This is a genomic window from Crystallibacter permensis (genome assembly GCF_025960875.1).
GTDB lineage: Bacteria > Actinomycetota > Actinomycetes > Actinomycetales > Micrococcaceae > Crystallibacter > Crystallibacter permensis.
On sequence record NZ_JAODLR010000027.1, the window covers coordinates 38855 to 59505 of the forward strand.

General features: G+C 64.0%; 18 protein-coding genes and 1 pseudogene. 6 read left to right on the plus strand and 13 right to left on the minus strand.

The window, feature by feature from the left end:
* The first annotated feature begins 9 nt into the window (after window positions 1-9).
* Complete coding sequence (locus B0G38_RS20835) at window positions 10-774, plus strand: nuclease-related domain-containing protein (RefSeq protein WP_264671219.1); 765 nt, start codon at window positions 10-12, stop codon at window positions 772-774.
* A gap of 40 nt (window positions 775-814) precedes the next feature.
* Window positions 815-6748, plus strand: coding sequence for an FtsK/SpoIIIE domain-containing protein (locus tag B0G38_RS20840; RefSeq protein ID WP_264671220.1), 5934 nt, complete (start codon window positions 815-817; stop codon window positions 6746-6748).
* A 59-nt stretch (window positions 6749-6807) separates the two neighbouring features.
* Here the strand turns inward: B0G38_RS20840 and B0G38_RS20845 are convergent, their stop codons facing one another.
* From B0G38_RS20845 to B0G38_RS20860, 4 genes are all read right to left on the minus strand, one after another.
* Window positions 6808-7017, minus strand: coding sequence for a hypothetical protein (locus tag B0G38_RS20845; protein ID WP_264671221.1), 210 nt, complete (start codon window positions 7015-7017; stop codon window positions 6808-6810).
* A gap of 1 nt (window position 7018) precedes the next feature.
* Window positions 7019-7282: a hypothetical protein gene (locus B0G38_RS20850; protein WP_264671222.1), complete on the minus strand. Its 264-nt coding sequence runs from the start codon at window positions 7280-7282 to the stop codon at window positions 7019-7021.
* A gap of 193 nt (window positions 7283-7475) precedes the next feature.
* On the minus strand, window positions 7476-7649 hold the full coding sequence (locus tag B0G38_RS20855) for a hypothetical protein (RefSeq protein ID WP_264671223.1): 174 nt from the start codon (window positions 7647-7649) through the stop codon (window positions 7476-7478).
* A gap of 195 nt (window positions 7650-7844) precedes the next feature.
* Window positions 7845-9407 carry a TM0106 family RecB-like putative nuclease gene (locus B0G38_RS20860; protein ID WP_264671224.1) on the minus strand — a complete coding sequence of 521 codons (1563 nt, stop codon included), beginning with the start codon at window positions 9405-9407 and terminating at the stop codon, window positions 7845-7847.
* A 98-nt stretch (window positions 9408-9505) separates the two neighbouring features.
* On the opposite strand from B0G38_RS20860, the gene B0G38_RS20865 reads away from it, so the two are divergent.
* Complete coding sequence (locus B0G38_RS20865) at window positions 9506-10243, plus strand: hypothetical protein (protein WP_264671225.1); 738 nt, start codon at window positions 9506-9508, stop codon at window positions 10241-10243.
* Between the two features lie 67 nt (window positions 10244-10310).
* On the opposite strand, the gene B0G38_RS20870 is transcribed toward B0G38_RS20865, so the two are convergent.
* The 6 genes from B0G38_RS20870 to B0G38_RS20895 form a co-directional block, all read right to left on the minus strand.
* Window positions 10311-11036, minus strand: coding sequence for a Bax inhibitor-1/YccA family protein (locus B0G38_RS20870; RefSeq protein ID WP_264671226.1), 726 nt, complete (start codon window positions 11034-11036; stop codon window positions 10311-10313).
* 83 nt (window positions 11037-11119) lie between these two features.
* Entirely contained in the window at window positions 11120-11773 is a 654-nt protein-coding gene (locus B0G38_RS20875; protein ID WP_264671227.1) for a PIN domain-containing protein, read from the minus strand.
* Window positions 11770-12564 (minus strand): ImmA/IrrE family metallo-endopeptidase, encoded by a 795-nt coding sequence (locus B0G38_RS20880; protein WP_264671228.1) that lies wholly within the window; start codon window positions 12562-12564, stop codon window positions 11770-11772. Before B0G38_RS20880 ends, B0G38_RS20875 begins: the two co-directional genes overlap by 4 nt.
* A gap of 14 nt (window positions 12565-12578) precedes the next feature.
* Window positions 12579-12920, minus strand: a complete 342-nt coding sequence (locus B0G38_RS20885) for a helix-turn-helix domain-containing protein (protein WP_264671229.1) — start codon at window positions 12918-12920, stop codon at window positions 12579-12581.
* A 139-nt stretch (window positions 12921-13059) separates the two neighbouring features.
* Window positions 13060-13263 carry a hypothetical protein gene (locus tag B0G38_RS20890; RefSeq protein ID WP_264671230.1) on the minus strand — a complete coding sequence of 68 codons (204 nt, stop codon included), beginning with the start codon at window positions 13261-13263 and terminating at the stop codon, window positions 13060-13062.
* 29 nt (window positions 13264-13292) lie between these two features.
* Window positions 13293-14162: a lytic transglycosylase gene (locus B0G38_RS20895; protein ID WP_264671231.1), complete on the minus strand. Its 870-nt coding sequence runs from the start codon at window positions 14160-14162 to the stop codon at window positions 13293-13295.
* 631 nt (window positions 14163-14793) lie between these two features.
* On the opposite strand from B0G38_RS20895, the gene B0G38_RS20900 reads away from it, so the two are divergent.
* Complete coding sequence (locus B0G38_RS20900; protein WP_264671232.1) at window positions 14794-15294, plus strand: hypothetical protein; 501 nt, start codon at window positions 14794-14796, stop codon at window positions 15292-15294.
* Here the strand turns inward: B0G38_RS20900 and B0G38_RS20905 are convergent.
* Together B0G38_RS20905 and B0G38_RS20910 are read right to left on the minus strand one after the other, a co-directional pair.
* Window positions 15287-15700, minus strand: coding sequence for a hypothetical protein (locus B0G38_RS20905; RefSeq protein ID WP_264671233.1), 414 nt, complete (start codon window positions 15698-15700; stop codon window positions 15287-15289). The two genes, B0G38_RS20900 and B0G38_RS20905, sit on opposite strands and share 8 nt — an antisense overlap.
* A 92-nt stretch (window positions 15701-15792) precedes the next feature.
* Window positions 15793-16209 carry a hypothetical protein gene (locus tag B0G38_RS20910; protein ID WP_264671234.1) on the minus strand — a complete coding sequence of 139 codons (417 nt, stop codon included), beginning with the start codon at window positions 16207-16209 and terminating at the stop codon, window positions 15793-15795.
* A gap of 64 nt (window positions 16210-16273) precedes the next feature.
* On the opposite strand from B0G38_RS20910, the gene B0G38_RS23370 reads away from it, so the two are divergent.
* Window positions 16274-17038 (plus strand): helix-turn-helix transcriptional regulator, encoded by a 765-nt coding sequence (locus B0G38_RS23370; RefSeq protein ID WP_413542101.1) that lies wholly within the window; start codon window positions 16274-16276, stop codon window positions 17036-17038.
* Here B0G38_RS23370 and B0G38_RS23375 read toward each other — a convergent pair.
* Window positions 16942-17226 (minus strand): annotated as a pseudogene (locus tag B0G38_RS23375) (excalibur calcium-binding domain-containing protein); the annotation flags it as partial. The gene B0G38_RS23370 and the pseudogene B0G38_RS23375 sit on opposite strands and share 97 nt — an antisense overlap.
* A gap of 225 nt (window positions 17227-17451) precedes the next feature.
* On the opposite strand from B0G38_RS23375, the gene B0G38_RS20925 reads away from it, so the two are divergent.
* Complete coding sequence (locus B0G38_RS20925) at window positions 17452-20412, plus strand: DUF4365 domain-containing protein (RefSeq protein ID WP_264671236.1); 2961 nt, start codon at window positions 17452-17454, stop codon at window positions 20410-20412.
* Window positions 20413-20651 lie beyond the last annotated feature (239 nt).

Genomic DNA, 20651 nt, shown 5'->3' on the forward strand with positions numbered 1-20651 from the left:
GGCGCGGGCATGGCGAACGGAACGTTCGGCACCGCCGCGGCCGGACTCGACAACGCCCACTGGGCGAAGAACCAGGATGTCGCAGCGATCGGCGCCAAGGGCGAACTGCGCACCGCAGAGATCCTCGACAGCTTCGCCGGCCGGGCCGCGATCCTGCACGACCTGCGCATCCCGATCAAGGGCATCAGCGCCAACATCGACCACGTCGTCGTCAACGGCCGCCGGGTCCTGATCCTCGACTCGAAGGTGTGGGCGCCGGGCATCTACTGGTCGCTCGGCGGGGTCAACCGGCGGGGTCTGCAGCGGGTGGTCCACACGCAGAAAAAGACCATGGAAATGGCCCGGTCCAGCCTGGTCCGTTTCCTGGACCGCACGCGGTCCGAAGTGGTCCAGCCGAAGGTCGTTGTGTGGTCCAGCCGGACCACCCAGCCGGTCCGGACCATCCTCTTCCAGGTGCCCGGGGCAGACGTCCTCAAGGGCGAAAAACTCGCGCAAACACTGGGATCTTTCATCGGCAGGCAGCCGGCGGACCAACAGATCGTGGACCGCCTCTCCGCGCTGCTGGTCCGGTCCAGGCGGACCGCTTTGGACCACCCGCGGACCACTTCGTGGACCACCCCGCGGACCGGTCCGGACCAGCGGGTGGACCGGTCCGGTGGACCACTTCAGGACCACCCCGTGGACCACCCGATGTATTCCCGGTCGGGAATGGACGAGAAGGTCCGGGCCAGGCTGGACCGCATGCGCAACGACGACGATCCGTTCGCCGCCTGACCCTCCCCCGACGCACCCTTTCCAAGGAAGGACCACCGCCATGGCTGCACGTGCCCAGGCACCGCAGAAACCGGTCACCCTGCCGCTGATTGCCCTCACCATCGCCGCGGCCGGAGCAGCCATCTGGTACGGCTACCCGGGTCTCGCCCTCGTGTGGGCCGGACTGACCGCCGCCGGCATCACCTACCCGCCGGCACAGTTCACGGGCAAAAAGGACAAGCGGGGCTACGCCACTCCGGCCGACGCGTCCGAACTGCCGGCGATGAACCGCTACCGGTTCTGGGAAGACGTCAAATATAAGCTGATGCTGCCCAACGCGGACTGGCTGCCGGGCTGGCCGGTCCGCCTCTCCTGGCTCGCCGCGCTCTGGGCGGGAGCCGCCGCTTCCCTGATCCCCGTGACCGATGAGTACACGACCGGCTGGGGCCAGTGGGTAAACGCGGCTGCCGCCTACGTCATCGTCGCCCAGCTGACCGCATCGCGCCGGCGCACCTGCGTCTACGGGGACGAAAGCCCCGGCGCCCGCACCGACACCCTCATCCGGCTCTTCAAGGAACGCACCGCGGCGATGGCAGGCATGGCCGGAGGCGGAGCAGCCCTCGGCATCTTCCTGGCCGTGGCAGCAACCATCTTCGAGCCCCTCTACGGCCGCATCGTGCCGATCCCGGTCTGGGCACTGTGGTTGCTGCTGCCCGTTGGCGGCATCCTCCTGGTCATCTCCCGCACCTGGATCGACGCAGCACTCGAGCACTGGAAGGTCGTGGTCGAAGCCCGCGCCGAATGGGAGAACCGCTGGCCGCAGCTGAAGATCGACCCGGCCCCTCGTCTGATTGACCGGCAGCAGGTCGGCCCCGCCACCGTGGACACCTTCGAAGCCCCGGCCTCCATGGGCGCCGGCCAGTTCTGGACCATGGACGCCAAAATCACCCCGACCGTCGGCGGTAACAGCCAGGTCTACGTCCTCGACGTCCCCGACTCGGATGCAAACGGCCAGCCCGTAGCCGGCTCCCGCAGCCCGTTGAAGTTCGACATCGCCGTCTGGCCGGCCGACCAGATCCCCTCCGTCACCGACCCGACCGTCCCGAAAGAGCAGGTAGCCCTGTACGTCCGCTGCGCCCTGGCCAAGGCCTGCGACGCCGGAGCAATGGCCCCGCGCTACATCTTCGATGACATCCACCTGCTCACCGAACCGGCCGCGCCGGCAGCCGAGCCTGTGAAGACATCCATCGAAGGCCAGATCGTGGCCTACGGGGAAGACCTGAACGCGGACGGCATCCCCGACGGCCAGCAGGGCAGCGAGGGCTCCCCCGCGGTGTGGGCGCTGACCTGGCACAACCACGACACCGCCGGGGCGGTCTCGTTCCGCACCAACGCCTCGGGCGCCATGGCCGGCATCATCCAGGCCCAGGTCCTCGTCGACCACCGTGCCCGCGGCGGTTCCGGCGTCGCCTACTTCGGCGCCATCGGCGACCCGGCCGTCCGGTTCGACCCGAACAGCGGCGTCACCGAGGACGCCCTGCACGCCATCGCTGAGGAAGACAAATGGAACCGCCACTGGGGCGAAGTCGTCGGCTCCATGGTGAACCCGCCGATCGCCCAGATCCCCACCGGCGCGACCGAGACCCTGCGCAACGGAGTCGCTGTCCACCGGATGGCGTTCGTGACCCGGCAGGGCATGGACCCGATGGAGTTCATGAAGTACGAGAACAAGATGCCGACCGTGCTGAACGCGGCACCGTTCGTCACCCTGACCGGCTGGCCCGGAACCGGCCAGCGGCCCGGCGAACGGCACAGCCAGGCCCTCGCCGTGTACTGGTCCGACGAATCCGTTCCGGCCAACCCGGACACCCTGCCTGGCACCCGCGGCTCCGAAGCCGCCAAATGGGTGCTTTCTGGCCGGGTCAACCAGGCCTTCACCGCCGCCCGTCTGCCACGCCCGGAAATCGCCCGCGCCCTCTGCCTGACCAAGGAAGACTCCAGGAAGCACATCTGGAAGATCGACCTGCGCCTCTACGGGGGCGTCACTCTCGCCGAGGTCCGCGGTGCTGCGCAGAAGATCAAGCAGCACTGGGCATCCGAATGGCTGCGGGTCACCGCGGCCGCCGACGGCTGCACCATCTACGTCGGGGCCAACCCGTCCAAGGTGAAGCTGGCCAACCCGCGCTACGAGAAGGACCTGCACGCCCTCGACTGGGAGCAGGCCTTCCTGGACGCGAAGATCTCAGGTATCGGCGGGCTCATGCCCAAGCTGGTGAACGTCGACCACATGCCGATGAACCCGCAGGTGAAGATCCTGACCTTCGACCTGACCGGAACCGGATTGGACTTCGCTGCCATGAAGGAAGTCCGGGCCCGCCTGGAATCCACGTCGGGCAATTCCTTCGTGGACATCCGGCGGGTGAAGAATGATGCCCAGAAGATCCAGATCCTCGCTTCCGAGGTGAACCCGATGCCTGAGCACGCTCCCTACGATTACGAGGCGATCGACGGCTCGAAGGGCATCCCGTTCGCCACGGGCGTTGAGGGCGAACCGGTCGAGTTCAGCATCAAGGACCACATTCACCAGATGGTTGTGGGCGGCTCGGGGTCCGGTAAGTCCGTGATCCTGCAGGCATACATAACGGGGGCGCTGCGCCGCGGTTGCGACGTCTACATCGCTGACCCGACTAAGGGTGCAGCGGACTTCACCTTCGCCGAACCGTATGCAAAGGCCTTCTGCAAAGATCTGCTGGAGACCGGCGCCATGATGAAGGGGGTCTACGACGAGGTTAAACGCCGCGTCAAGCTGAACAGCACTTACGGTGTCGGCTCGTACCGCGACCTGCCCGAGGACGTACGCCCGGCCCACATCGTTATCGTGCTGGACGAGTTCACCTCGCTGATCGCCCCGGATGCGGTGGCCAAGCCCTCCGACGACCCGGAAGTCGAGGCCGAGCGGGAGATGGCGCTGGCTATCAATGCCTCCAAGGCCGAGGTCGGAGCCTTCACCGCCAAGATCGCCCGCGAGGCCCGCTCCGCCGGTGTCACGCTGCTGCTGGCTACCCAGAAGCTGGTGCAGAAGGATCTTGACCAAATGCCGGGCGGCGCAACACTCAAGGATTTGGACCTGGACACCCTCCTTCCGGTCCCCGTCTCAATGCGCTTCCCCGAGGGTTGGGCGCGGAACCGTGACCTGCAGGTCGGTGACCTCCTGTTCGCCGTTGACGGCAGCACCACTCCTATCGCCGGGTTCTCCCCGGTTATCGACCAGGAGTCGACGTGGGAGGTCATCTTCGACGACGGCCAGATCGTGCGGACCGGTGCCGGCCACCAGTGGACGGCTTCGAACGAAAGCAGCAGAAAATGGTGGGGACGGGTCGCGCGTGATCACGACGGAAACCCGATGTGGCAGCAGCGCGCAGCCACAGCACGCTACCTTTCTGAAACCCTCCCAGTCGGCACTTGGGCCGATTTCGGACAGGTGGCCGAGATGGCCGGCCTCGACGAAAAGTACGTCCGCATGCTGTCAACGAAGTTCGGAACACCGGTCATGACCGACACGCCGTTCGGTCTGCAGGATGCCGACTGGGGCCTCCGTCGTGGGCTGCCGGGACGGCAGTACCTAGTGGATTCCACCTGTCTTGCCACGGTGGCTAGGGACAACAAGGTCAACTCCACTACAAACCTCGAACCCTTCGTTGGTACCCGGCTGACTGCACGCCAGATGCTTCAAGCGGCCACAGGCTCGAAACCGACTTCAACGCAGGCAGGAAACCTGGTTACGCGGCTTGGCGAAGCCGGAGTCCCGTGGGAGCAGGGCGAGCACGACCGGCTGGTGATCGACTCCGGGGAATTCTTCACCACGATGGCCGACCATTCTGCCCGCATGGCGCTCACCGGTGCGGACGGCGACGCTCCGTCATTGGAAAAGGTCGTAACCACCGAACAGATGGCGGCGACCCTCAAGTGCCGCAGGGGAGGCTCGAATTGGGCTGTTCGCCTCAGCGAACCCGCCGAACTGGCGCACGCCGACCTCCCGGTGGACCCTTACGTCCTGGGCGCGTGGCTGGGCGATGGGTCCACCGGAACTGGAATCATCTGCGCAGGGAAAACGGAAGCTTGCACCGGAGCGGACGGCATCACCGATCAGGAGCACATGATCAGGCAGCTCACGGCCGCGGGATATGAGGGACACGCTCTGAAGTGCTCGGACCGCCTCATTGGAACGTACGGCCTTAGGGTCGCCCTCCGTGGCCTCGGGGTGCTCTATCGCAAGCACATCCCAGCCGACTACCTGAGGGCTTCGGCGGCTCAGCGGCTCGCGTTGCTGCAGGGACTCATGGACACGGACGGCACGGTCGGGAAGGGCAAGCCCATTTTCACGCAAAAGAACCGCGGGCTGGCACTACAGGTCCTGGAGCTCGCGCGATCCTTGGGCTTCAAGGCCACGGAGGCCCGGTATGACTCTTGGTACAAAGATGATGACGGGGAGCGGGTGATGAAAGGGAAGGTCACAGCCGTCGCTTTCCACGCCGGCGTCGAGGTGTTCCGGCTGCCTCGAAAAGCGGTGAAGCAGAAGCTAAATGCCAGCAGGCGGCTCCGGTACGTAGTTGACGTCCGTCGGGTAGATCCCGTCCAGACTAGGTGCATCGCGGTGGAGCACCCATCGCACCTGTTTCTGGTCGAGGGTTTCATCCCGACGCACAACACCAACCTGTCACGGCTGATCGCTGGCAAGTCCACGCCGGGTGAGCGCATGTCCGCGCTGAAGGATGCGATGAATGCCCCGTCGCTGGGGGATTCGATTCCGCCGGGACGCGCAATCTTCGAGCCAGTCACCTCTGGCCCTGTGCTTATCCAGTGCTGGTACGACAAGAGAGAGCAGGAGGCACTGGCCGAGTACGTTGGACTCCATCGGAGCCCACTGGCTGAAGACGAGAAGCTCGATCTGAACGCCTACATGCGCAACAGGCCACGTCGGGACGATCCCGGCCAGCCGGAGGAGCCGGCGGTCATCGACTTGGGCGAGCTCGAACTGGATCTGGATGACCTGGAGCTCGACTGGTCGGATGAGGAAGCCGAAGACGCCGTGGAGGCCTCCGGCTCGCAGGCGCCCGAAACGGATGCCGGCCCGACTGAGCCGGCGGCCCAGGACCAGCCTGCGGAACCGCTGGAAGCGGACGAGGAAGCAGTGCCCGCGCCAGTCCGGGACGACCGGTACACGGCAGCGCTCCTTGACGTCGACGGGGTGATCATGCCGTTCGTCCACCGTGAGGGCATGATCTCGCTCAATGTCCCCGGCCACGGCACCCTCTCCTACCGTCCGGAGGTGGTCCGCACCCTCTCCGCGCTGCCGGTCCGCCAGGCGTGGCTGACCAGCTGGGGCGAAGACGCTCCCCGGCATCTCGGCCCGATGTTCCCCTACGCCGGCGAGGTGCTGGATGCCGCGACCGAGGACTACGGCTGGTGGAAGATCGATGCCCTGGCCGCGTGGCTGGATGCCAACCCGCAGGTGAAGCGGGTGGTGTGGGCGGACGACGAGCTCGCCGGCGAAGACTATGCCCTGGGCCTGCCCTTCCGGGAACTGGCCGGAGACATGCTCGCAGACCGCGGGGTTGAGGCATTGCTCGTGGTCCCGGATGCGAATGTCGGTTTGACGGCTGCCGACCTGCAGCAGATTGCCGCCTTCGCCGACGGTGAGGCCACGATTGCAGTGCCCGTTTCAGCTGCCCCAGCCGTAGTGGAAGAGCCCATAGCAGTCCCGGAGCCGCTGCCATGGGAAGAAGAGGCCCCTGTCGCGGACCCTTGGAATGAGCCCGCGGCCGCACCCTCCCTGTTCCAAGATGCGGCCCCATCCCGGCCTGCACGCCCGGACGACGATGATCCATTCGCCTGGGATGGCCCGGCTCGGCGGACTGCCACCGACGAGGACCCCTTCGCCATGGACATTCCGCTCCGGCGCAGCCGCGTCCCGGACGACGACCCGTTCGCCTGAACGGAGAATGACAAAGGCACCCCTCCGGTTGGAAGGGTGCCTTCGTCGTTCGTGGTCGGTCAGGAAGCGGCGGCCTGGGCAACACGGACGAGCTGCCGCAGCTCGTCAGGGCCGAGTTCGATTCTGACGGAGCCTTCCCCGTCGTCGACGATGATCTCCAGGCTGCTGTGCGTCGGCCCGTTGGGGCGGTCGGAAGGTCCAAGCGCCTTCACCCGGAGCTCGCGGTCTTCGGTGTCGACGTCGAACCGGTCAAGGATGGTGCGTGCCATATCAGAGGAGCCCTTCCAGGGTGTCGGGGACGGTGAAGGTTTCCACGGCTCCCTGCCGGTTGGCGGCCAGCTGCTCCACCTGCTTGATGGCTGCGGGCAGCGCGGCCCAGACGATCGGGGTCATCTGGCTCAGCAGGCGCTCCTGCACGACCTTCGGCAGCGAGTCGAACGGCTCCATGCCTTCGGTGCGCTCACAGTAGGCGGTGGCGGCTTCCTGCATGATCGGGGTCAGGTTCAGCTCTTCGCGGGTAATCATGGCGGACATGTGTGCGGAGCCTGGCGGAACCCTGCTCCTCCCGCTCGTCGCCCAGGGCGAAAGCAAGCCGCTACAAGGCCCTCAGAGCCGCCCAGAAGACTTTTACGGGTTTCCGGGCCTGAGAGTGCTTTAGGGCCGCAGAAGGGCCGCTGGCGCCTTTCCTGCGGGGTGAAACGTGGAAACCGTCAATCCGCAGCTGCGGTTAGGGAGTGTTTTCCCGAAAAAAGGCCTCTGCCTCGGCGTCGGTGACCTCGGAGGTGATGATGGCCCAGACCATGTAGCCGGGAATCATGTATTTACGGCCCAGGTCTTCGAGCCGCCAGCCCTGCGACCGCATCCTGACCAGTTCATTCCGGTCGGGCAACTCTCTCGCCATGCCGTTCCCCTCCCGCCCCAACCCTGTCGGGGCGAGTCTAGCCACGGGGTAGGACAGAACGGTTAAGACAGCAGACCCTCCAATACTGTTGGGGGGTCGCATTGGAGGGCCTGCCGGATCCCTGGGGGATCTTGAAACGATGCTATCAGCGAGTTTCCGGGCTCTTTTACAGACCCCGGAAACCCGTGACAAAGCTCACAACGACAGCAGCCAGTCCCGCAGCTGGAGCGTGGATTCGCAGTCGTCGAGGTTGTACGCCAGGATCGAGCCGAGGACCTCCTCCGCTGCAGCGGTGTCACCGGCGGCGGCCGCGTCCGCGTAGGCCGAGTACGCGGTGATCGAATCCACCGCGTTCGCGACGCCTTCACGCACGGCGGGCCGGTAGAGCGGTTCGAGCTTCTTGATGCTCAGCGACTTCTCCGAGATCCGGATGGACCGCGAGACGACCGGGCGCAGGTCCACAAGCACCTCGGCGTTCAGCTCCTCCACCTCGTCGGCGAAAATCCCGTGCCGGGCGGCCAGCTGGGTCAAGGCGTTCTTCTCGTAATGGGCGTAGTGGTAGATGTGCATCTCCGGCCGGGCCTTCCGGCGGGCGGCGACCAGCTCGATGAAGTCCGTGAACGCCTTGCGCTCCTGTTCCCGGTCATGAGCGGTCAGCGGGTGGAACACCGGGGCTGCGTCCGGGTTGGCCAGCGGGCGGGCCAGCAGGCCGAAGAGGTACTCCAGCCCCCAGGTGCCGTCCGAGGGTTCGAGCCGGTTCGGGTCGCCCTCGAAGTCGAAGAAAATGTCCCCCGGGTCCGGTGCGGGCAGCTCCTCCAAGGCGGTCCGGTCGACGACCCGGTAGCGCACTCCCCCGGTCTCGCCGTCGAAGCCGCCGGTGCCGGCCTGAAGCCGGGCCTGGTCCTGCAGGCCAGCCAGCTTCGCATCGGGTTCGTCCAGAGCGGCGGTGGCCAGCCCGGTCACGGTCGTGATGCCCTGGCTGCGCAGCAGCGTCCGGTACTTCTTCGCGCCGGGCATGCCGGCCACGAGCAGCAGGTCATCGGCGGCCGCGGCGGCCTCCTGGCATTCCGGGCAGGTGGAGAGCCGGCAGGCGCCGTCGCCTTTCGGGTCCCAGGCCGCGGGTGCGCCGGTGGCCAGATGCTCGGCCAGGGCTCCCGTGATCCGGTCGCGGACCGCCCGGAACTTCGGCAGGACCTTCTCCAGCTCGGCCTCCGCCGGGGTGCCGTCGCGCAGGATGACTCGAGCGTACGGGTGCACGGGGACGCCGGCGGCCAGTAGCTGGTCGGCGTAGGCAGCCAGCTGGATCAGGTACTCGGGCTTGATCTTGGAGGCCAGCTTGGTGTCGTTGACCGACCAGGCCCCGGAGTCCTCGCGGACCAGGAAGTCCGCCTTGCCGTGGAAGGACCCGTCGAAGAAGGAGCCCTGGTAAACGACGTCGGCACCGGAGGACAGGGCGGCCATGGTGTCGTTGTGGCCCTGTTCGAGCTGCTCGCGGGAGAAGGCGCCTTCCGTCGTGGTCACGGCGGCTACCTCGCGGTCAGCGGCGAAACCTTCCAGCACCCGGTACTCGTGGGCGAGCCCGCGGTCGCGCAGCAGATCCAGCATCTCCTGGTCCTTGCGTGCCGGCGGCAGGGCCAGGCCGGTGCGCACGTCGAGGCGGCGCTTCAGGGCGAACAGGCAGGCGGAGCCGGCCGCAAGATCCGAGGCGGAGACGACCAGTCCGGTCGGGTTATCGGAGTCGGGTGGAAGGAAAAACACGGGGCAGGACCTCCTGGGCAGTGCCGGATCAGAACTTCTGACCTGGAACATGCGCAGACCGCTGCCCGGTTCCGCACACATGGGCCGAAAGAACCTCGATGGAAAGGAACTCCTTGTCCCGCCAGACCGAATATCTGCTCGCCGACGGATCGCCCCGCTACGGTGTCCGTACCGATGACGCCCCGACGCCTGCTGTCTCAAAACCGGTGACCGGAAAGCTGCCGGCCGAGGTTGCTGCGGGCCTGCACCGCCAGCAGCTGGCCATGGCAGCGGCCCTGCGCACCGTCCGGTTCCGTTCCGAGGATGCCGAAGGTCTGGTCGCCAAGCTGCGCTCGGAGCATCCCGCGGAACACGTCGAGGCCCTGAAGGCGGCCGTGGATCACCTTGGGACGCCGCGGAAGTGGGCCCGGGCATCCCTGTACCGGTTCACCGAGCAGGTCACCGACTCCCTCATGGACTCCCCCGCTGGGGTATCGCGCTTCCTGATTCCTGCGGTGGCTGCGGTGCTGTTCCTGCTCGGGATTCCGGCACTGGCTATCGGCCTGCCGCTGGCGGGCTACGAGCTCTCCCTCACCCTGCCGGTCCTGGCCGTGTACTTTTTCGGCGGTGCACGCTTCGTCGGCAGCATGATGGCCAAGGCCCGCTACCCGGAGCGGTTCAAGCTCAACCGGTACCTGGCCGAAGACCTGTACCTGGACGTCGTCGACGCGACCCTGGTGCGCATCCTGCAGGACAAGGGCACCGAGATTGACCCGGTCACGGAGCGGATGGCTAACCGCGGCTGGCGGGACATCCAGGCCGTCGCCGCCAAGGTCGAGGAGATCTACTCGCTCTAGCCTCCCGACACAACGAAGCCCCCGCCCGAAAAACTCTGGGCGGGGGCTACTTTGTGTCCGGCAGCGGTCAGTCTTCGCCGCGCAGCAGCGCGATCAGCCGAAGCATTTCCACATACATCCACACGATGGTCATCAGCAGGCCGGCTGCCAGCTTCCAGCCGGCGGACTCCGGGGCTCCGGCCTTCACCGCGTCCTCGACCTCGGTCAGGTCCAGGATCAGACACATCGAGGCCATCAGCACCGCGAGCAGCCCGATCGGCACACCCCAGGGGATGCCGGTGCCGGGAATCGCGGCGCCGTGCAGGCCGAACATCGTGTCGGTGACACCGGCGAACATCAGGGCGATGTTCAGCAGGCCGAAGAGCAGGTAGCCGCCCATAGCGACCAGCAGGAACACGAGTACCTTGCCCTGGACCCGGACGCCCTTCTTGCGGAACAGCCAGAAGGTAACCGCCGAGGTGGCGAACACCGCCAGGACCGCCTGCATGGCGATGCCGGGCCAGCGGGTTTCCAGGGCGGCCGAGATGGCGCCGAGGAACATGCCCTCAAACGCGGCGTAGCTGAGCACCAGGCCGGGGCCGACGTCGCGTTTGAACACGACAACCAGGCCGAGGATGAAGCCGCCGATGATTCCCGGGACGTAGAGGATCGGGAACTGCCAGGAAACGGCTGCGACCAGGACGGCCACACCGAACGCGGCCAACGTCTTGCGCATGACGCTGTCGTAGGTGGCGGGAGCGAAGCCGCCCGCGTAACGGGGCAGCCGGTCGAGCACGGGGTTTTTCAGTGCCAACAGGATTCCTTTCTGTTGGCAGCTCCTATGCAGGTTCGCACGGGATCGGCTGCAGGCGGATGGCCAGCGCTCAGATCGAGCTATTAGTACGTCCTCTGGTTTCCCGTTTCTGTGAAGGCGGTCTTGAGGGTGGTCCGGTTGAAGCTCACCAGGCCATCGTCCTGCTTCTCGACGTACCCATAGAGTCTTTTCAAATCGGCCATGTCGGGAATCAGGCCACGCTGCACACACTCGTGGAAGAGGTCGACCGTGCTGAACGTCGGTATGCCGGCTCTCTCAGCCAGGGCGATGGCGTCGCCATCATCAATCATTGCGACAACGTCGCGCCCCTGTGCGGTGAGGTGCCGGGCGTGGGCGACGAGAACCATTTCGCCACGGTGCTTCCCGGAGGTAAGCCATCCTGAGGGGCAGTTGGTCGTCACCCATGCCCAGTGGAAGTCGTACTCCTCGTCTTTGTGCTGGACTGGCGTCGTCAGTTCTTCGATGTACCCGCCTTTGATGATGTCGCCCAGTTTCCTCCCGCAAAGTTCGAACCGGGGGTCGCGTCGGGACTTGTTCGTCACTTCGTCCACGACAGCGTCAGGAACAATTACCGTGTCGGTCATCATGGCGAGTGTCTTCATGTAAAGCGTTGCAGTCTCTTTGCGGCCCATGAAGTTCAGGACCGGGCCGGCGTCCAGAATCGTCAGCTCGCTGTGCGCCTCCGGGGCCTCCGGATGGCCTTCCTGTGCGGTCACGGACGCCGGCCGAATCGCTTCAGTGGAGCCGCGACCGGCTTTGGGTGAATTCCGTACTCGTCCAACTCGGCCTGCAGTTCGGCCGCGCTCATCCCCCGGATCCCGGCGACGGCCTCGAGGCCGATCAGGTTGTTTTCGTACGCCTCCATCGCTTCGGCCACAATGCGCATCGGCGGTTGCGGCATCTGGGCCTTCCGCTGCGAGGCCCGGTGCTCGTCACCCCAGCCATGACGGGCGGCAAGCCTGCCGACAGAAAGCGTGCTGAGCCCGTCCATCTGCCCTGGCGCAAGCCAATTCGACCGGTCGAGCTGGATGAGAATGATCATGGGAGACACGCCGAAGTACCGGACTGCGTGGGACAGATCAGCCTCGGTCACAGAACCAGGGGCACGCCCGAGGCCGCGTAGAAAGTCGAGGAGCCCTTCACGGGGAGCGAGCAAGTGCCGGGCGAAGGCATCGGCCCGGATCTCCTCATCGTCACGGACTCCGCACCGAATAACACCATCCTGCGCGAAGTCGCCGAGTTCCAAGTGGCCCAGCTCGTGCGCTAGCGTGCTGCGCTGGCGCTCCATCGACGTCGTGCACGCGACCGAAATGATCCTCTGCCCGGTCTCCGGGTCCTGAATAACCATGCCATCAAGACCCTGGTCCATTTCCAGCACGGCCACATCGATGCCCATACGCCCCTCGACCAAATCGGTTAGGTCGTTGATAGGGGCGTGCCCGAGATCATATTTCCGCCGCAGGGCAGCCGCAGCTGCGGCTGCCCTCGCATCATTCGTCATGCTCATGCTTACCGGGTCCGTCAGGCGGTTCGGATGGACCTAAGGGCACGCTTCAGATAGTTATCCATCTCCAGAAAGTAGAAGAGCTTGTCTTTGACTGGCTCTTCATCCGGGGTGCCGCTGGTGTTTGTCCTAGCCGCGTATTGAACGCGATCGCGCAGCGGATGACTTTCCAGGAGAGAGGATTCCGGGCATCCGAGGGCGGCAGCAATGGCCGTGAGTTCATAGGGCTTCGCTGGCCGCTCTCCCGATTCGATGCGGGTGATCGTCGACTGGGAGAAATCGACACGTGCCTCAAGGGCACGCTGAGAGAGGCCCGTCTGTTCGCGGTAGCGCCGAATGCGTGCAGCTGTACTTTCCATCGTTTCCCCCTACGGTGTCCTCCTGAATCACGGAGGCTTACTATGATTCAATTCTAGGCCATCGGCAAGCGCTCCGCACCTTGAGGGCTGAAATTCGGCCTGCTGGTCTTTCTATGCGGGCACGAACCCGGTCAGGCAGCTAGGACTCTCCGAGGCGCTTGATCACCTCTGCATCGTGCTCGAGCACAAAGTCGAGGCCGGATGACACCTCAGAGCTACGGCGCCCTTCGACGACTCGCCTGGCGCCCTGCAGAAGCAGCTCCTCCTTGGAGACGCGCCGGGCCACGGCGATTTCGTCCAGCTCCCGGTCGAGCCCCTCGGGCAGGTGCAACGTGATGTCCATCGACCCACTCTAGGGGAGGCCGTACCGGCTCAGCCGGCAAACTTTGCCAACCGCTCCTTGACGCTGGCGACGTAGACGAGCGTCTCCTGGTACATGCCGCCGTATGTCGCAACGCCGTAAGCACCCTGGTAATAGGACGCGATCGCAATGTCCTGGTCCGGGCTGGTGTCGAGCAGATGCCGGATGATGGCGATCCCGGCGGTGATGTTGTCCTTGGTATCGTGCAGGTCCAACGGGCGGCCGGCCAGGTCGGAGGCCCATTCTTCGTTGAACGGCATGACCTGCATGGTGCCCAATGCGCCGGCGACGGAGACGGCCTTGGGGTCGAACCCGGATTCCTGCTCGGCGAAGGCGAGAGCCAGGGCCGGGTCGACACCCATGTCCTCGGCCGTGGCGGCGACGAGTTCCATGACGCCGGCCCGTCCGGTCAGGTCGGGCTCGGCTGCATGCCGTCCGGTTTTCGGAGCGGGCGTTGCTGCGGGTGCGGAGGCCGGCGCCGGGATCTCCAGCCGGATCTGCTGGCCGGGGCGGATGACGGTGTCGTCCCAGCCCTTGCCGTTGGCGGCGAAGATGTCGCCAAGGTCGAGGCCGTACTGCAGGGCGATCAGCGAGAGGGTGTCGCCGGAGACGACTTCGTGGATCCGAGGTGCGGGTCCAGAATCCTCCTCCTCGCCGGACCCGCCGCCGGCCACCGGTTCCACCTGCACTTCGGCCGGCTGTTCCGCCCGGGCAGGTCCGGGGAAGAGCGCGTCGAGGTTGATGCGGATGCTCATGATCCGTTCGCCGGCATCGCCGTCGGATTCACCGTTGGCGGCGGAGGCTGCCTGGGCGGGGCCGAGGATGAGCGCGGCGGCCGCAGCGGCGGCGCAGGCGGAGCGGACAGCAGAAGGGCGGGGCATGCACACTATGTGTCCGGAGCCGGTTCAAAGACTCCCCCGCTAGCCCGAATCCCGGTGTTGCACCCCGAATCAACCGGGTGCAACCTGCTGCCACCGGTGTTGCACCCCCAGGTGGAAGGGAAATGGCGTATAGGGGGCCTCTATATAACCCTCTCTCTCATGGATTAAGAGAGATATGTATGTATAGCTGCCACCTCTGCCACCCATTTCACCCCCTCCTACTACACATGCAGGGCATAACAACCAAAGCCCTTACATCCCTCTATTGTGTTAGGGGGCTCTTGTATGGACGCTTGTACCCCGGTGCAACTGGTGGAAAAGTGGCACAACACCCAAAAACACCGCTCTGACTAGGCGTTTTACTGTTTCCGGTGCCGCCACCGAGGTGAACAGGCGGTGCCCGAATTGAGCAGAAACGGTGGACACGCCATTTTGGCCATTTGACTTCACATGCTACGCTGAAGACGTAGCGTGAGCTTGCGAACGGGAGCCTGCGACCTAGCGGCGGAGTCGAGGCGTAGCATGTGAGGCAAAACCGCGCCTCCCGACCCAGAAAAAGCCCTTCAGTGCACGATCCGGTCATTCGAGGCATTTCGGCCCCGATAGAGTCGGGATTATGGATTTTGAGCAGATGACAGCACTGATCGGCAAGCGGAACAAGGATGCCCTGGACGCCCTGAGGCGGGATCTTTTCAACGAATCCAACCTGCTTTCGCCGGCAAATCCGTACGAAACTTTCCGCCCGTCAGGCACCGGCCAGCTGCGCTCAGTTACGGACAGGCACACCGATCTGTCCATCGGTGCGGACCAGGGCGAGCTCGCCTACGTCGAAGAACAGCCTGGTTTGGAGGGCTACCGGATCACGGTATCCATGGCCGGCAGCAACCGGATCATGGGCGGCCGGACCGCGCTGCCGACGGCCGAAACGGACGCCTGGCTGTACGCCCTGCTCGGGGAAGATCTTGCCCGCTTCGCCTACCATGCCGGAGCCCTGTCAGGTCCCGCCTCCGGCCTGCGGCCGAGCACCGTTTACTACTTCCTGTTTTTGGATAGTGGGCGCAAACCGATGCCGCGGCCGGCCGGATCCGAGGACGTCGTCATGGCCCCGGTGGACCCCACGGCGTTCAGCTGACCGGCTTGGCAGGGACCGGTTTCCGGGGCGGCAGGAGCTTCTGCCCCGTATAGAGCACGGCGGCGCACAGCGCGATGCCGGCGGTACTCCACAGGCTCGGTGCCACGAAGTAGAAGAAGAGGACGTTCACGACGAGGGCGAAGACCCCGAAGGTCAGCAGAGCGGTCACGGCAGGTTTCCAGCGGGACACGATGACCGTGATCCCGGCAGCGAGTGCGGTCAATGCGACCGTGAACATGGCGCTGTACAGCAGCCCGTGGAGTCCGCTTTTCGGGGACTGGACGGCGTTGACGGCAGCCAGGAAAGTCAGCAGTTCCCAGGCGGCCAGGACGATGGCGCTGGTGCCGGCAGTAATCCTGCCGGACTGCCCGGCACACGGCTCCGCTGTGGTCTTCCTGTCGCCCATGCCCGTCTCCCTTTTCGTGGTGTTGGGGACGATGCTATCCGGCACCGCTGTCAGTTCAGCAGCCAGGCGTCGGTCCGGCACCGGAGCCGGATTCAGGCGTAGGGGTTGTAGATGACCCGGACGGGGAACTTCATCGCCGCAGCGTTGTAGGTTTCACTGTCGCCAACGCGTCCGAGTTCGCCGTCGACGACCTCCCAGACGTAGCCGGCACTGTCGCGGTAAACGACGGTTTCGGGCAGGTCGAACAGCTCGTCCACCGATTCGATGGTCTCCTGACCGGCGGCCAGCCGGGCTTCCAGTTCACGGATCTTCACCTCGCCCGCCACCTTATCTGCCTGGAACTTCTCGTTGAGCGCGGCCAGGGACCGGTGGTACCGGCTGCCGGTGATGACCGTCTGCTCGAGTTCAAGAATGCGGGCACGCAGCGCTTCCGGGCTGGCATCCTCGGCACGGACGGACAGGGGGCCGATGATCTTGTCGGGGCCGGTGTACTGGGAGTCGGTTTCCACGGGGCTCATGTGTGCGGACGACACGGGGCTCAGCAACACCGGCGACTTGGGCCGGCTGGTTAAGATGCACAGAACGGGGCAGGGGCTGACCCAGCATGATCTGGCGTCACGCACCGGTGTCAGCCGCTCGACGATCGTTGACCTGGAGCAAGGCCGCAATACTTCCATCGGGACCGCTCTCAAAGTCCTCGCGGCGATTGGCACGAAACTCTCCTTGCCGGAGCCAGCGCAGGAGCCAGACCTTTACTGGACGGCGGATAAAGCCGCTAAGGCCATCAAGCGCGAGCTCGACAAAGGGGACCAGGACTTTGCCATTCGAGTGCTGGCCATGTCCGTCGATTTCTTCGACGATCTCGACAACCGGCATCGTCAACTGTTTCTGCGCCAGCCGTCCTCGACTGGGCGTAAACGCTGGGACGCGCTCCTCGCCCGAACCTTCGCCTACCGGTGCCGGGAACACGGGATGAAGGCCCCAGCATGGACACAGACAGGACGCCTTGCGCACAAATGGTACGCAACGCCGCGGCAGCATCCCTCCGAGGCGTGGAAACAGCGGATGGAGCGCCGAACGCCCGCAGAACAGCGGAGGAAGCAGCCGATATTGCCTTCGAGCTGTACGGCGAAGACTCGATGCAGCTTAGCGACCGCGATGACGTCGTTCTTATTGCTCAGTCCCCTCGACACCCTGGGCGCCAAGGGGACTGATCGGCCGGGCCAACCCTCGCAGCCGACCCCGTCACCGTCGCGATCAAGCTTCTGGTCCCACCCGAGGTCCCCGACTTTGGTCGGGGCTGCACCGTTGGCCTTCACATCGGTGCAGTTCTCGTAGATGATGGTCGCCTCGTCCCAACAGGGTGCTTCCTGCTGAGTCTGCTCGGCGGCCGGTGCCTGTTGCTTCGGCGCTGATTGCTTGGGGGCCGACTCCTTTGCAGGGGCCTGCTTGGCCGGAGTCTCCTTCACGGCTACTGGGACGGTCACTCCCCCGTTGTCGGCCTCAACTCGCGAATCTCGATCCACCGAACGTCGCCGGGGTTCGCATGCTCGTACCGATAAAGCGCTCGTACGATCTCCATCTGTGACTCACCCTCAACATTAGTTTGTAGCGCAGCGCGTCAGTCAGCAGGCATCTGGGCGAGAGTCTCCAAAAGCGCAGCTTCGGCGGCAGCAAGGCTGGCGTTGTCCATATGCCTAGTTTGGCAGACGCCCCGAGACGCACTGAACTGGCCCGAGCGAGTGTCTCTCATGTGGATCCATCTGGCGCAGCTGCTGGACGAGCGCCGGCCGCATCTTACTGAGTGGCAGGATAGGTACAACAAGGGGAAGGACAACCTGGCGGGCTGCCGCATGTCGCAGCTGAGTCACCAACTCCGCGAAGAAGAGTTAGGACTGATCCTGATGACTGAGGTTCCGCAAAAGCTCGCTACGGGCAGTATGGGCGAATCGCTGGTACGAGTGGCGTTTCAACGTATCGGGTGGGCACCCCCAGCAAAAATAGACCAGGACATTGGCGACGATCTGATGACATTTGCGCGCGACCGATCCATCAGTGATGAGCCTGCGACCACCTATGATCTCAGCGCACCAGTCTTCATGCAGGTGAAGGCGAGTTATACGGAGTACAGCGAGCCAACCCACAACGAAGATGGAAGGGACGGCTGGTGGTTCTCCGAGTCGGACACAGATCACTTTGATCACTGGCTGATGTTCGGTCTCCCTTACCTACTGGTGCTTGTGGACGCTTCGAAGGAGGTTGCCTACTGGGCCCATATCACGGGTCCAAAGATCGTGACGACTGGGAAGGGGCGCAAAGTGTTCGTGCCTTCTGACCAGCGCGTAGACGATGCATGGCTCGAGGCCTTGAATGCGATAGCAGTAGAGCATCGATCGTCTTCCATGGAGGGCAGCGCGTGGGCGGGAGTACTTGAGAACCTGGCGCCGGCGGCGCGCCTTCGTAACGCCCTAATCATGCCCCGACTTGTCGCGCCACACCCTAATCGTCCGCCAAACAGAATAGGCTACGAGCAAGCGGCTGCCATGCTCCTTCGTAATCGCATCAATGATCTCAGGGATGCTTCGGAAAAGGGCCTGTGCCCGGCACCTGACGCTTGGAAAGGCCATCGGCAATGGGGCTGGAGGTTCGTTGCCGCCCTTCACACTCTGATAGTGCACGAGGATCGTTCAGGGCTCGACGAGCTCGCCTCTGCTTCCGTCCCTAAGAGGCTGGTGTTCGAGCGGGAGGCCTGCAATATCGTCAGAGCTTGTTCAGCTCACGCCGCAGGACACACGGGTGAGGCTGTGCGGATGCTGAGCATACGTCCCAACATCAAGATCGCCGATAGAGGATGGATGCACGCGCAACGCGCACACATGCTCTTCGAGTTGAACGAGCCAAAAGCTGCTGCGAAAGCCGCGCAGGACGCTCTGGTCGCGCTGAAATCGCTAGAAGGAGACTTATCCGTCAGCGCTATCAGAGGCGGTTGTGCGGCAATCTTGTATGCGCTGGCAGAACTGGGAACAGGTGACCTAGAGGGGACAGTGTCGGCTCAGGACAACGCGGTTTCTTGGTGGCGTGCACAGGACACAAGCTTCGCTATGAGCAAAGCGTTAAACGATCGGTTCAAAGAATGGTCAGATGATGGATCCATCACATTCAGAACTGTCGACCCCATCGACGAGTTGAGCACTGCTGCACTTCACGCAGCGTTTTCCGCCAATTGGAGCAGCTGGCGGCATCATTCCTTTCTTATGGCGCAACTCGTTCTCACTACGACAAGGAATCCGGAATCTGTTCAGGAGGCATTGGCTCTGCTCGCCTATACCGGTCAGAAGAAGGCAGCAAAGGCGGCAGCACGTCGCCTCTGGATTGGAGGACCGTTAGAACCACTGCGTCAAACTTCATCGCGTTTCGCCGAAGCGCCCTGGTCGAGGCGCTCAGAGGGCGCCGTCATGGCGATTTTCGCTCATGGAGGCGACTTGCTATCACCGGAACTCGCGGACAGAGCGGTGACACGAATACTCGAAGTATTGCAATCGGATGGGCCAGTCCGTCAACTTGGTCGTGAATGGGCGGATCGCTGGAGCGAAATTGGCGTCGCTCTTGCTAGGCTCCTCTGTGCAGCATCAGAGGTTTCGCATCGCGCTTGCGCAGAGCTTGTATGTTCGAACTTTACTCAATCGTCAGTTCAGGCGATGGCCTCAATTCAAATTGCGTCAAGTCTGAATTTTTCCCGTCTGGAAGCCGAAGTAGCCGTGAAGGTTCGCGATGCCGCCCTCCAGCGTGAGGATTCATATCGTTACGAGCTTCTTCAACTCCTCGGCCCGCAACTTCCGGCAGCAATGGAATCGCTCCGGAACCTGGCCATCGCTGGCGAGCCACCAGCGATTCGTGGTCTTCTCGCGGTCAATTCAGGCGAGATCGAGTTTTATCAACAATTGGGCAGCTCTGCAGGCGCGGCGGTCGAGAAGGCCCTTGTGGCCGCTAGAGGGATCGAAGGCAATTTCGTCTACAGCTATGGTGGTAATGACCATCTGCACGACCTCACCGTGGCAGCCTTGAAGACTGAGAACAGCCAGCTGTGGGAACAAGTCCTGGTCGCGTTAGATGCCGGCGCTCTTCCTACTGATCAGGTGTTCAGAGCAGTTGAACTTATCGCTAGTCGCTTCCAAACCCTTCCTGAGGATGTTCGAAAGCGTTTAAGGAAGATGGCGCCGGGCCTGTCTGCAGTCACGGATTCTTACGCCCATAACGACGGCTTCGAGGGCGCTGTCACTGCACTTCAGATTGTGGCTAGCGCGACGACTGAGCCCAAGGTCTTCAATAGGTTGTTGCAGTTTCGTCGAGATGATCCAGCCACCTTCACGAGGCTGCTGAGATTTTGGACCAGCCCTCAGAAGTTATTTCTCCTAGCCAGCTTGGCGGCCGATTCAGACCCGCAAGTGCGCGGCAGTGCCGTATACGGGTTGATTGACTTGGCTGACCAGCGTCCTGAGAAGGAGGATGAAATCGCTGATCTAATTGTGACCGCTCTAGCTTTGAGTGAAGGGAGCTTGATGCACAAATCTGCAGCATTCGCGCTTAATGGATCGTCGAACCAGGGTTTCCAGAAGGTTCGTAATGTCCTAATGGCGCACCCATCCGCTCTCATCAGGAATCAGATGGAGCAGCCAAATTCGTCCGATCCAACGGGCACAGTGGACGCATGAGTTGCCGGCGGTCCGCGCGGCGGACGCTGACGCCGTCGTACTGGACGACGGCTACCCGTGCCACACCCAGCTGGAGGATTCGAGCGAGCGGAAGGGGATCGTCTTACGGGCCGCTAAGGCCTGGCCTGGACTCGGCACAGTCCCCTAGGAATGCGCTGAATAATTTTGGGGGGGTTTAAGGCGCGCCTGCTGGAATATTTTCCTGCCTCGTTAAGACTGGATTCATGCAAGGAGTTGAA

Bases quoted from the DNA above. Each gene is read 5' to 3' on its own strand.
- B0G38_RS20925 (WP_264671236.1), top strand. From the start codon at position 17,452: ATGTGGATCCATCTGGCGCAGCTGCTGGACGAGCGCCGGCCGCATCTT.
- B0G38_RS20895 (WP_264671231.1), bottom strand. From the start codon at position 14,162: ATGCCCCGCCCTTCTGCTGTCCGCTCCGCCTGCGCCGCCGCTGCGGCC.
- B0G38_RS23370 (WP_413542101.1), top strand. From the start codon at position 16,274: ATGCACAGAACGGGGCAGGGGCTGACCCAGCATGATCTGGCGTCACGC.
- B0G38_RS20880 (WP_264671228.1), bottom strand. From the start codon at position 12,564: ATGAGCATGACGAATGATGCGAGGGCAGCCGCAGCTGCGGCTGCCCTG.
- B0G38_RS20900 (WP_264671232.1), top strand. From the start codon at position 14,794: ATGACAGCACTGATCGGCAAGCGGAACAAGGATGCCCTGGACGCCCTG.
- B0G38_RS20850 (WP_264671222.1), bottom strand. From the start codon at position 7,282: ATGTCCGCCATGATTACCCGCGAAGAGCTGAACCTGACCCCGATCATG.
- B0G38_RS20835 (WP_264671219.1), top strand. From the start codon at position 10: ATGGCGAACGGAACGTTCGGCACCGCCGCGGCCGGACTCGACAACGCC.
- B0G38_RS20885 (WP_264671229.1), bottom strand. From the start codon at position 12,920: ATGGAAAGTACAGCTGCACGCATTCGGCGCTACCGCGAACAGACGGGC.
- B0G38_RS20845 (WP_264671221.1), bottom strand. From the start codon at position 7,017: ATGGCACGCACCATCCTTGACCGGTTCGACGTCGACACCGAAGACCGC.
- B0G38_RS20890 (WP_264671230.1), bottom strand. From the start codon at position 13,263: ATGGACATCACGTTGCACCTGCCCGAGGGGCTCGACCGGGAGCTGGAC.
- B0G38_RS20840 (WP_264671220.1), top strand. From the start codon at position 815: ATGGCTGCACGTGCCCAGGCACCGCAGAAACCGGTCACCCTGCCGCTG.
- B0G38_RS20855 (WP_264671223.1), bottom strand. From the start codon at position 7,649: ATGGCGAGAGAGTTGCCCGACCGGAATGAACTGGTCAGGATGCGGTCG.
- B0G38_RS20905 (WP_264671233.1), bottom strand. From the start codon at position 15,700: ATGGGCGACAGGAAGACCACAGCGGAGCCGTGTGCCGGGCAGTCCGGC.
- B0G38_RS20865 (WP_264671225.1), top strand. From the start codon at position 9,506: ATGGAAAGGAACTCCTTGTCCCGCCAGACCGAATATCTGCTCGCCGAC.